Here is a 13,166-nt window from a genome sequence, read left to right as displayed (position 1 = left end):
AGCTACATTTACATTAAAGTAACAAATGCTAAAGAATTAATTTTTGATAATTTTTACTGTTTGGGTTTTGTCTCCTGAGTTAACTTTTACAAAATAGATACCCGCAGATAAATGTTCTAAATTCAACTGAATGCTTTTATTTTCAAAATGATATTCTTCTAACTTTTGACCAGTAATAGTAACTATTGAGACAGATTCAATTATACTTTCCGAATCAATATTTAATTGGTCTTGAATAGGATTTGGATATACTTTAGTAATAATAGATTCGTCAAATTCTTCATTGCTTAATGCTTCGAAAACTATCCTTGTCAAGACTAAATTTTCGCCATGGGTACCAACTAATAACAATTTATCATCATCAACATTAAATAATGACTTTAAAGTATGTGTATTAGTACCAAAATTAATATCAAAAACGCCATTTTCTCCAAAATTAGTATTTAAAAAACCATTTAATGTATAATCAGTTATTTTAAACATATGATTGTTATTTACAGTGCCAATAACATTAAAAAAACGGTTTTGAGAGACTTTAATTTTTCCAGCGTAGGGCACATTTAAAATGCCATTTGTGCCAAAATTTGCATCATGATTTAGAGTTTGATTGAATTTTACAATATACTTAGTTGAGATTGTGGAGCCTGTTGCATATATATTTGAAACATTGCTATCTGAATCTAGAAAACTATACAAGCCTTGGGTTTGAAAATTATGACTTTGCATATAATTCCCAGAATTATTATACAACAGGAACAACCCATAACCACTGGTTACACCTAAAAAAGTAAAGTTGTCATTTGATAGAACTTCATCATCATAAAGGTAGGTTGATAAAGGTGTTTGTATTTCCATAACACCGTTTTCGCCAAAAGGTGTAATAATTCCACCATCACTATTCATTTTTATAAGAACTGCTTTACTTTGAGTGCTTTCTCCTACAACAACACCATGGCATTGAATTTGTAAAAGCATATCATTATTTTGAAATTTATTAAATGAAAAAATATTTTCACCATACAAATATCGATAGAATGTTGGATTAGGGTTAACGTTAATCATAAGATAACCATTATCTCCAAAAGTGTTATCTATACTACCTAAATCATTTAACCTAATGATCATAGGTTCTCTAGAAAAAGTAGTATTTGGCGCATTTAAAAAAGTGCCAGCAACTAAAACCTTATCATTTATTAAATTTAAAACAGAAGGTATAAAATTAGTAAGAGGAGAAAAAGTTGTTTCTAAAATTCCATTTACTCCAAAAGCAGTATCCAAAGTACCTGTTGGAGTATATTTAATTAGTAAAGTTTTGACGGTATTGTTTTCGGTTATTTGGCCTAATACATAGATGTAGTTATTGGGCGCTATTTTCACATCTTTTAAAACAAATGTATTTCCTAAATTTAATTCTACTTTTCCTAAAGTTCCAAAATTAGTATCTAAAGCAACAGTTTGTGACAAAGAAAAATTAGAATGCAGAATGAAAATAATAATTAAAGTGTTTATGTAATTTGATAGTGTATTAATTCTCATAATAAAGGGAAAAAGTAGTTTGACAAAATCAATTATTTGAAAAATATAATTATCTTATAATCAAAGCAATAAAAATGCAATTTCTACAAATATAAAAAATTATTCGATTGAACCTCGCTTCTGCAATTCTAATGTATAATGGTCGAAATAAAGTATTTTAAAAACTCAAATTTCAGTTGGTACTAAAGTTGTTTTATAGATATTGAAAACCAAATGCCATTCTATTTATTAGAATTGATTGATAGCAGTTTACAATTTTTAACTAAATAATTAGTAGAATTATACCGTCTTAATCACACTATTTAATCTCATACGAATTATTTTCGCTTTTAACATCCGCCATTAAACCGCTCGGATCAATGGTGATTTTTTTGATGGTGGTTTTTGATTTTGGAATTTCAAAAAAGTAATTTGGATTACCCCAAGCCCAATCGCTTAAAATTGTTCTTTTTATAGAAGGTGTTGGATTTTTCTTCTCGTAATTCATCATTCGAAGCGGAATGTAGAAACTTTCTTTGCTTCCATCGGTATATTCAACTAAAATATCAATTGGCATTGGCATTCGACCAATTCGCTCCAAAGAAATTCCAGTTCTCGGAACATCATCAGTAGCGCTTTCAACGTTTTTAATCGCATAATCGATGGTGTTGGTAGTTTGGGTCCAATCTACCAAATACCAATCTAAAAGCGCGCCCGAAACACGTTCTGCGGTTCGTTTAATATCGTTGGGAGTGGGATGTTTGAATTTAAAATCGCTGTAAAAACGTTTGATGGTTTTTAGTAGATTGTCTCTTCCAATGAGGTATTCCAATTGCGTTAAAAACAATTCTCCTTTGATATAGGATGCAGTACTGTACAGTTTGTTGCGGTCAAAACGATCAGCGTGAGTAGTAAGCGGCTGTTCATCGCCCGAAGTAGCCATGTTGACATACGCTTTGTACGATGCAATCATTGGGTTTGGACCTTTTTTGTCCGACAGTTCATACAAAGCCGTATCTTCTATAAATGTAGTAAATCCTTCGTCCATCCAACCGTGTTTGCTTTCGTTGCTGGCCAAAATGTGCTGAAACCACGAATGTCCCATTTCGTGAGCAATAACACCAACCAAACCATCGAAACTTCCTTCACCCAAAATCAGTGTACACATAGCGTATTCCATTCCGCCATCACCACCTTGAATTACCGAATATTGTTCATAAGGATATTTCCCCACAAACGAGTTGTAAAACTGCATCAGTTCGACCGTTTTTTGTTGAGCTTTTTTCCAGTTTTCTTTAATTTCTGCTTTGTTTTTATATAAAAAATGCAGTTTGGCTCCGTTAGGAACTTGAGCAATATCATGAATGTAGTCTTTATCGGCAGCCCAAGTAAAATCGTGTACCATTGGCGCTTTGAAATGCCAAGTTAAAGTTTTTTGCTTGCGAGGAATTTTCACTTTTACACCTTCGTCTTGGTAGTTGTAGCCAATTTCATTTCCGTTTTGCAAATAGCCAGTTCCGCCCAAAACATATTCTTTATCAATAGTGATTTTTACGTCAAAATTGCCCCAAACTCCGTGAAATTCTCTCGAAATATAAGCGTCTGCATGCCAGCCTTCAAAATCAAATTCGGCCATTTTTGGATACCACTGACTCATCGAAAGCGCAATGCCTTCTTTGTTATTTCTTCCCGAACGGCGAATTTGAACCGGAACTTGACCTTGAAAATCAAGTGTGAAAGTGGTTGATTTTCCGGGTAAAATAGGCTGAGCCAACGAAACTTCCAAGATGGTTTCTATTTCTCTAGCAATGGCCGAAACGCCGTCTTGTTTGAAATTGGAAACATGTAAAAAACCTATTTCGTCGGGGTTTAAATTGGCGATTCTACTTTGTTTTTTTTCGTCGCTCTCTTTCAATTTGGTAAACATGCGTCCATCAGGATCTTTGATGGATTGCAAACGCATGTCCATTTCGCTTCCGGGTTGGAAAGCATTATTGAACAAATGATAGTACACTTTGTACAACGTATCATTCGAATTGTTGGTGTACACTAACTCTTGTTTCCCAGTATATTGATAGGTTTTCACATCCATAAAAACCTCCATTTTATAATCAACATGTTGTTGCCAATAGGTTGAATTTTGTGCCATCACTGGGATGCAAACCAAAAGTGAAAAGTAGAAAAGCGATTTTTTCATGATAGTAAATTAAATAAAAAAAGGACCATTAAGTCCTTCTTTTAAACGGATTATTTTTTACTTTTTGAGAGTTTTTCAGCCATAATCAAGGCGTTGTAAGCATTGACAATTTTACCTGAAACACAAGTTTCTGAGAACGGCATTTTGGTTTTTTCTTCGCCAACAATCACTTCATAAGGAATAGCCGTTCCCGAATCCATAATGATGTGTTTTACTTCTGAAGCGGTTAAGTTGGGATAGTACGAACGAATCAAAGCGGCAACACCAGCTACGTTTGGACTCGCCATAGACGTACCTTGCTCCATTTTGTATTTATTGTTGGGAACAGTAGCATATATTTGCATTCCAGGCGCAAAAACATCTACATTAACTTTTCCGAAGTTTGAAAAAGGAGCAACTAACTTGACACCACATTGGTTGTTTAAAGCTCCAATTGTTAGAACATTGTCTGATATTTCAGTGATTTTGTCTTTAGAATCATTCGGAAAATTAGGAGCAATGTCGATGTTTTTACCATCATTTCCAGCGGCATGAACAAACAAAACGTCTTTGCTTGCAGCGTATTTGATAGCATCAAAAACCCATTCTTTATTTGGCGAATAATCTTTTCCAAAACTACCGTTGATGACTTTGGCGCCATTATCAACCGCATAGCGAATGGCCAATGCAATGTCTTTATCGTATTCATCACCGTTTGGAACTGCGCGAATGGCCATGATTTCAACATTGTTTGCCACAACTCCATCGCCGCCTTTTTTGTTTCCTCTGTTTTGCGCAATAATACCCGAAACGTGAGTTCCGTGCTCGCCTTTTAGAAAATCAGGACCTTTTACATTTCCGTTTCCGTATTTTTTGTCGTTGATGTCGTTCGGATTATCACCAACCGCAGCTCTACCATCAAAATTCACATTTAAATTGTAATTCAATTGATCGTAAATGTAATTGATGTAACTATTAATTTCTTCTTGAAAGTTTTCGCCAGCTTGAGTTGCAATCTGAGTCATGATGGCTTTACTTTGTGATAATTCGGTATCAGTTGTAGTGATACTTTTGATGTCAGCCAAAGTATATTTTTCTTTTTTCAGATAGGTGCGAACGTTTTTCTCAGCTTTAGCAATCATGTCAACCTGTGGTTTTTGTTGATTCATTTGCGCTAAATTTTCTTCCAATTCCGCTTTAGCTGCAGCATAATCAGGAGAATTTACATCGCCTTTTTTAACAATACGAGTCAACTCTAAGTTTTCATTTTCGGCATCACCAAGGAAATTCCATCCGTGAATATCATCCACATAACCGTTGTTATCATCGTCTTTTTTGTTGCCAGCAATTTCTTTTTTGTTGGTCCAGATTTTACCTTTTAAATCTTCGTGATCAATGTCAATTCCAGAATCAATAACACCAACAATTATTTTAGTTCCTTTTTTTCCTTTTAAAAATTCGGCATACGCTTTGTCAACACTCATTCCAGGAATGGTATCTTTAACGATATCTAAATGACTCCATCGGTTCAAGTCTTCTTCCTTGATAGGAGTGGTTTTTAAAAGAGTTTGGTCAATGTTTACAGGGTTTGTGCTTACAATTGGAGCTATTTTTGGGCTACAACTTAGGGTTAATGCCGCAACAATTGAAGTCACTAAAAAAGGTTTTACTAGTCTCATTTTCATTTTAATTAAGTCCCCAAAAATAGTAAGTTTAACCGATTTTTATAGTTGGAATTAACTTTATTTTATCATTTGAATTATCCTGCTCTTCGTTTCTCATCTTCAACACCAGTGTTTCTTTGGCGCGCTCTTGCTACAGTGTTTTTACCAAAACGATACGTATACGACAAACTCGCAACTCTTGAGTCCCAAGTTCTATCGGTAAAGAAATCTTGATTTTGATAATCAACAACCACTGCAATGTGATTGGTTTGAAACAAATCGGTTATTGAAAATTTGAACGTAGAATTTTTGTCTTTGGATGTTTTTTGAACTCCTGTAGTAATTTGAGCCAAATCTTTGATGTAGAATAATCCCCAAACCATTTTGCTTTGATAGTATCCGTTCAATTCGGCGGTCCAACCGTTTCCTAAAGCAAAACTATTGCTCAGATTTACATCCCAAGAGGTGAAATCTTGTTCTAAATTTCCGCCTTGCAACGGACTCGAATATTGGTTCAAGTAAACAGAACCTGAAAGAGTAGAGATGAGTATTTTTTTATAATTAAACGGAACATAAATTCCCAGATTGTATTGCTCAAAATCTTGAATATTGGCTGGAATTTGATACGATATACGGGTAACATCGTCTTGAACAAAAATGTCGGTTATGCTTTCTTTGCTTTTTGAATAACTTAATGTTGTAACGTATTTTCCTTTGAATGTGTGATTGAGTTCTAACAAATGAGTGATTACCGAATTTAAAGTAGGATCGCCAACCACATAAGTATACGAATCGACAAAAACCTTAAACGGATTCAATTGACGGTAGGTTGGGCGATCAATTCGTTTGGCATAAGAAAGGCTGAGTGAATTGGTTTCAGAAAATTTTCGATTGACAACCACATTCGGAAAAAGATTGACATAATTTCGAGAGAACGATTCGTTTGTTGCTAATTGCTCACCTTTGGTATCAGTGTGTTCCATTCTCAAGCCGCATTGTAAATCCCATTTGGTAAATTCTTTCGAAAAACTAGTATACAAGGCGTTGATGTTTTCTTCGTAAATAAAATGATTGGAACGCTCAGGATCCAATTGATTTTGACCATTAATAACATCAAAAAAAGCCACTTCATTATCGGAAGTTACCCAACTACTTTTGGCTCCCATTTCCATCTTGGTTTTTTCTGAAAAAGAATGAAAGTAATCGGCTTTTATCGATTTTACGTTGATTGTTCCCGTTTGATCAGTAGCCAATTTATTAGCCGAAATTAGCGAACCATCTGGGTTTGAATTGGTGTTTTCAATGTCTTGTATGGATGTTGCATCAAATGAACCCATATCAAAATCGGCGGTTAGTTCTTTTCTGGAATTGAAAGTGTGTTTGAAATTCAAATTAGCAAATCCGTTGAACCTATTTTCGTCTAAAAGGATTGAAGTTTGGGTGGTGTAATCTAAAAATCCGTTTGGATTTGTAATGGTAGCGTTGGTGTTTCCGTTGCGTGATTGGTCGTTCCAATTGCCATTAAAAAGTACGCCAATTACTGTTTTATCCGATGAAAAAAAATCGATACCCAATCTCGAATTATGACTCGAAATGAAATGCTTGGTATATGATATTTGTTCGAAAGTCGAATTCAAATCACCATTGGGCTCAAAAAATTTCCGGTTGATGAAAAAATTAGTGAAATTTTTGGGTTGTGAATACGAATGACTTCCAAAGAAGTTCCATTTTTTGACTCTGTAGTTGAGGTTGGTGCTTGCAGAAGGTTTTGGGTAGATTCCTTGGCCATAAGTTAGTGTAAGCGAACCATTGAAACCTTGTCGTTGGTCTTTTTTGAATTTTATGTTTATGATTCCCGCATTTCCTGCAGCGTCATAGCGAGCCGAAGGATTAGTTATGATTTCGATAGTTTGAATGCTGGAGGCAGGAATACCTTTTAAAAAGGTAATCAATTCGGTTCCTGAAAGCGGAGAAGGTTTACCATCAATCATCACAATCACACCCGATTTTCCTTTTAAGTTAATCGAAGTTTCTTGGTTTACCATAACTCCCGGAGCGCGTTCGAGTACTTCCAAAACGGTATTTCCAGCTGATAAAGTACTGTTTTCAACATTGACCACTAATTTGTCTAATTTTCGTTCCACAAAGGGTTTGGGTGCGTTTGTAACTTTTACTTCTTGTAAAGTAGTAGAAGTTGAGGTCAGTGTTATTTCTTTGAGAGCGACCGTTTGATTTTCGGGTGAAATAGTAAAATTACCACTTGAATAAGCATCAAAAGACGCATGTGAAATGGTGATAAAATAACTTCCTTCTTTTAAATTTTCAAACTCAAATTGACCTTCTTCTGAAGTTAAATTTGCTTTTACAAATACCGAATCTGCTGCACGATGAAGCATTAAATTGGCAGATGAAACAGGTTTTTTATTGGCATCCACAACGGTTCCTTTTACACTTCCATCGGTTTGTGAAAAGCACCAAGAGACATGTAAAAAGGCTATAAGAAATAAGATTGATGATTTCATTCGGTTTGATTTTAAATTAATTTTTATCGGCAGTTTCCCACTTACCATCGCCTTTGCTCACTTTGATTGATTTTATTTGGTTCGTCGCGTCTCGTTCAAATAGTAAAATGGCGTTGGGAACAATTTCCAACGTGAATTCGTCTTTGTTTTTTTGGATCATTTTTAAAACCGCACCATTTGGTCTTTGGATGTAAAGAAAGTCACCCACAACCGTCAGCGTTCGGTCTCCATATTTCCCCGTATACTCTAGTAATTGCTCGTTTTTTTTCGGCTCAATTCCTTTTGTAAACTGAATTCGTTTGTTTTTGGTATCAATAGCAATTGAAAACTTCTGTAGTACTTTAGAACCGATGATGGCATTTTCATTCAGCGAAGGATACGTGATTGTTGGTTCGATAAAAATCAATTGACCAATGGCAATTTCTTCTTTTATTTTGACCTCATTAATGTCGATGGTATTGCTGATGGTTCTTCCTTTTCCGATGAGTTTGGGTGTAGTCAAGAAAGTAAGTTTTTCGGCAATTTCAGTAGGAATTTTAAATTCTCCCGACATACTTCGACTATCAATTACTGCATTTAAGCTGAACGAACCTACTGTTAATTTTATCTGAGGAACACCACCGCCAACTTCTTCATAATCAAAGATATATTCGTGATTAGCATTAGGCAAGTCTTCGCTTTCAACTGAAAATTGAAGTTTCGGGTAATCAATTACTATCTTGTGTTTGGTAAAAAGACCAATGCCAATGATTCCTTTCACATTTTCCATTCCGGAGACATTTTTTCGTGCATTGGTTCGAAGAACAGCCGTACAATTGCTTCTCAAATAATCTCCAATTTCTATGTTATTAATGTTGGCCGTGTTTAACGTAATTTCATTCACGCCCGAACCATCACCAACAGTAGTTTGACCCGAGACAACAATGTTTAATTCTTTTGCCAATTCGGCATCCAGTTCTAATTCGGCACCAAATCCTGTATCAAAACCAAAAAGATACGGACCTTTCCCATTGATCATCACTTCTACATAAGGCAAGCCATTTATCAGTTGAATTGCAGTTGGTTTTGATGTAGCTGTGGTCGCCAAAACCAAATTCTGATGCAAAAGAAGGACAAGCCCTATGATAAAGCATTTTTTAAAAACGACTCTCATGGCACACAAAATTGTATCAATTAAAATTGGATTTATCTATCCTTTTAAGGTTTTATTCTTCGATTTTTTCTTTGATTTTTTCGACATTTTTTTAGCCAGTTCCATCGCTTTGTAACCATTGACAATCTTACCTGATTTGGATAATGAGTTGAAAGGTCTTTTGTCGTTTTTGTTTCCGCCAACCACTACATCTTCACTGATTGTGGTTCCCGATTCCATTAGGATTCCTTTGACTTGTTGTGCTGTCAAATTGGGATAGTACGACCGAATCATTGCCGCAACTCCGGCTACATTGGGTGAAGCCATCGAAGTTCCTTGTAAATATTGGTATTCATTGTTGGGTGTTGTAGCGTAAATTTTTACACCAGGTGCGTATACATCAACATTGTTTTTTCCGTAGTTGGAAAAATTGGCAACCAATTTAGTTCCGTTTTCAAAATTTAATGCCCCAACTGTGATTACGTTATTGGCAAATTCGGTTACCTTATCATCCGAATCGTTAGGGAAATTGGGTTCAACATCAATGTCTTTAGAGTCGTTTCCGGCGGCGTGAACAATCAGTACGTCTTTGCTCTCGGCATATTTAATGGCATCATAAACCCATTGTTTATTGGGCGAATAATTTTTTCCAAAACTAGCATTGATGACTTTGGCTCCGTTATCAACGGCATAACGAATGGCGAGTGCAATGTCTTTGTCGTACTCATCGCCATTAGGAACCGCGCGCACCGACATGATTTCTACATTGTCATAAACACCATCGCCACCTACATTATTACCTCTGACTTGAGCAATGATTCCGGCCACATGCGTTCCGTGTAAGGCTTCTTTTTTGTCCGGTCCATAAACAATGTTGTTTCCGTAATTAGTGTCGTTAATGTCATTTGGGTTGTCGCCAACTACTTCGCGACCGTTGAATTGAGTGTTTAAATTATAATTCAGTTGGTCGTAAACATTGTCTTTAAATTTGGCAATGTTATTCAATAATGTTTTTCCTGCCACTCCAATTTTTTCTAAAGCGGCTTTACTTTTTACCACTTCTTCATCCGTTGAGGTAACGTTCTTTACATCTTCGATAGTAAAATCTTCTTTTTGGAGAAAATCACCCATCACTTTATTGGCCTTATAAATGGCATCAATCTGATTTTTGTTGTCGAGTAATTTTTGATATTTTTTATCGTATTCGGCTTTTGCCAATAAGTATTCAGGCGAACCATCATCGCCTTTTTTTACAATTCGGGTCATTTCTAAGGTTTCGTTGTTGCTGTTTCCGAGGAAATTCCATCCGTGAACATCATCAACATAACCGTTTTTATCGTCGTCAATTCCGTTGTCTGGGATTTCCTTGGTGTTGGTCCATATTTTCGACTTTAAATCGTCGTGATCGATGTCAACACCCGAATCAACAACACCCACAATTATTTTCTTTCCTTTTTTGCCTTTGATTAACTCTGAATAAATTCGGTCGATACTCATTCCTGGAATAGAGTCTTTTTCTAAATCAAGATGACTCCAACGTTTCAATTCATTTTCGGTTAAGGCCGATTTTTTGTACGAATCACCATTTGGTCCTTGAGCCATAATCGTCAAGGAAAAACAACTGATGAGAAGGGTTTGGAAAACTAATTTCATATCATAATAAGTTTAAAAATTAATAACAGTTTTTATGTTGAAAGCGATTTACCCATTGGATGAATTCGCTCTTTGTTTTAAATCATCGGCGCCGCCAGTTCTTCTGCGAGCTTGATTGTTTGACGTTCCAAAATTGTAAGTGTAGGATAAAATGGCAACTCGCGTATCTCTTGACACTTTAAATCCTTCTTTGTAATTAGTAAACTCAGTGTCGGCAGTGGTTCTGTTGGTGTAAAAAACATCGTTTACTACCAATTTCAATGAACTATTGTTTTTGAATTTCTTTTGAAAACCAACATTGATGAACCAAATCGGATTCACATCCATAAATGCATAAATTTCACGAGCTCGATAATTGGCAGTCAATTCAGATGTAAAACTTTTAGTGATTTTGAAATTGTTTACAGAGTTCATATTGTAGTTGAAATTTCCCTGATTTTTGATAGTTGTATTGGCGATGGTTCCAGAGTACGCGCCGTAGTAACAATTGATGCTGTTGGTTGAACTCCACCATTGGGTAAACTCCAAAGGCATTACTACAAACAATCCGTAGAGGTCAAAAGTGTCTAAATTTTTATTGGTTTGAATGGTAACTTGTGCATCAGTATCTGAAGGAGCAATCACTTCTGCGATGTTGTTATTGGTTCTTGAAAAGTTCAATGTGGTGTAAATCTTCTGGTTTAAAACATGAGTAATTTCAAGTGAATGCGTGGTTTCTGGGTTCAAAAACGGATTTCCTTCTTTGTAGGTAGTAGGATCCAAATAAAACTTAAACGGATTCAATTGATCGTAACTCGGGCGGGCAATTCTTCGACTGTAATTGAATTCTAAACTGTTTTTATCGTTCAAATTATAACTCACAAAAAGACTTGGAAACAATTGGGTGTAACTGTTTTTGAACGAAGTATTATCGACTAATTGTTCACCTGTTATATTGGTATTTTCAATGCGTAAACCCAGTTGTGCGCTCCATTTCCCGAATGTTTTAGACGAATTGACATACAACGCATTAATGTTTTCTTTGTAAATAAAATGATTGCTTTTGGTTGGGTCAAACACATCAATTCCCGAACTTCTATCAAAAAATGCCAAGTTATTGTCGGCTTTTACATAACTGGTTTTGTAGCCCGACTCGAGTTTCAATTTGTTTTTGAAAGTGGTTACAAAATCGCTTTTGAGAGAAAAAATATCCAAATCTCCTTTGACATCTCCGTAAAGCAGGTAAGGATTTTGAAATTCGTTATTGTTCAAATCCAAATAACGAGTGGTAAAATTTTGTTTAGTGATGTTTCCGTAGTTAGCGTAGTCAAAATCAGTCACTATTTCGGTTCCCAAAGTATCCAAAACGACTTTGTGATTCAAATTCACCGAATGGTTTTGCCAATGATCTTTTGAGCGATTACTGGTTCTGAATCGAGACGAAAGCACATTATTTTCATCGTAAACATCGGTTGCATTTTCACCGTTTGGATTGAAACGATTGCTGACTTTGTTTACCGAAATTCCGAAGGTATGTTTATCATTGGCAAAATAATCCATTCCGATTCTTCCGATGTGGTTTCTGAAATCCATTTTTAAGAAATTATCCTGATCATAAGCGCCAATGAAATTGTTGTTTTCGTAGAATTGCCGAACCAAGAGAAGCTTATTGAATCCTTCGCGGTACGCAAAACTATAATTTCCAAAAAGAGCTACTTTTTTATTGCGGTGATTCAATGTCAAACCGTTATTCGATTTCGGATACACACCTTGTCCGTAGGCAACCGAAACACTTCCGTTGGTTCCTTTGCGTTTGTCTTTCTTCATTTTGATGTTGATGATGGCGGTTCCGCTGGCATCGTATTTTGAAGAAGGATTGGTAATGAATTCAATTTTTTCGACTGCATTTGATGGAATTCCTCGCAAATAATTCCCCAAATTGGTTCCGGTCATTGGCGTTAATTTTCCGTCAATTTGAACGAGAACGTTATTTTTCCCACGTAGACTAATGTTGTCGTTGTCATCGATATTTACGCTTGGCGCTTTTTCCAATACTTCAAAAGCGGATGAACCTGCCGAACCAATGTTGCTGTCCAAATTAAGGATCATTTTGCCTTCAGAACGCTCTATAAAAGATTTTTTTCGTTCCACAACCACTTCTTGTAATTGTTGTGATTGTGTTTTTACGGTAAGCGTTCCTAAATTGGTTTCCGATTGAAGAGTAATTGAAGTCACAGTTACTATTTCGTCTTTCCAATTGGTTTTTACAATGTAATTTCCTTTTGGAACACCAGTAAAAACAAATTCGCCGTTTTCGTTAGTGAGTTCGGTTTTGATAAGAATGGTGGTTTCATTTTGGTACAGAAATACCTCGCTGAAAGTAATTTTGTCGTTATTTTCTGAAATTAATTTTCCGCTAAAAGTAACTTTATCAGAAGAATTCTGACCGAATGATTGGGTCTGACATGCGGTAACCAAAAGTAAGGTTAACCAAAGAATTAAACGTGTCATGTAATGATGATTTT

General features: G+C 35.6%; 7 protein-coding genes. All 7 read right to left on the bottom strand.

What is annotated here, in order from left to right:
* Positions 1-36: 36 nt before the first annotated feature.
* On the bottom strand, positions 37-1,536 hold the full coding sequence (locus VK161_RS02065; protein ID WP_324213091.1) for a T9SS type A sorting domain-containing protein: 1,500 nt from the start codon (positions 1,534-1,536) through the stop codon (positions 37-39).
* 298 nt (positions 1,537-1,834) lie between these two features.
* Positions 1,835-3,712: a M1 family metallopeptidase gene (locus VK161_RS02060; protein ID WP_324213090.1), complete on the bottom strand. Its 1,878-nt coding sequence runs from the start codon at positions 3,710-3,712 to the stop codon at positions 1,835-1,837.
* Between the two features lie 50 nt (positions 3,713-3,762).
* On the bottom strand, positions 3,763-5,370 hold the full coding sequence (locus VK161_RS02055; RefSeq protein ID WP_324213089.1) for a S8 family peptidase: 1,608 nt from the start codon (positions 5,368-5,370) through the stop codon (positions 3,763-3,765).
* 80 nt (positions 5,371-5,450) lie between these two features.
* On the bottom strand, positions 5,451-7,877 hold the full coding sequence (locus tag VK161_RS02050; protein WP_324213088.1) for an outer membrane beta-barrel protein: 2,427 nt from the start codon (positions 7,875-7,877) through the stop codon (positions 5,451-5,453).
* A gap of 16 nt (positions 7,878-7,893) precedes the next feature.
* The gene (locus tag VK161_RS02045) at positions 7,894-9,030 is read right to left on the bottom strand and encodes an aspartyl protease family protein (RefSeq protein ID WP_324213087.1); all 1,137 of its coding nucleotides are present in this window, start codon (positions 9,028-9,030) and stop codon (positions 7,894-7,896) included.
* Between the two features lie 36 nt (positions 9,031-9,066).
* Positions 9,067-10,611, bottom strand: a complete 1,545-nt coding sequence (locus VK161_RS02040) for a S8 family peptidase (RefSeq protein WP_414655408.1) — start codon at positions 10,609-10,611, stop codon at positions 9,067-9,069.
* Positions 10,612-10,710: 99 nt separating this feature from the next.
* Positions 10,711-13,152, bottom strand: coding sequence for a TonB-dependent receptor domain-containing protein (locus tag VK161_RS02035; protein ID WP_324213085.1), 2,442 nt, complete (start codon positions 13,150-13,152; stop codon positions 10,711-10,713).
* Between the last annotated feature and the right edge of the window lie 14 nt (positions 13,153-13,166).

The sequence above is a fragment of the Flavobacterium sp. genome (assembly GCF_035299245.1).
Classification (GTDB): Bacteria; Bacteroidota; Bacteroidia; order Flavobacteriales; family Flavobacteriaceae; genus Flavobacterium.
This window is presented reverse-complemented; position numbering and strand designations above follow the sequence as displayed.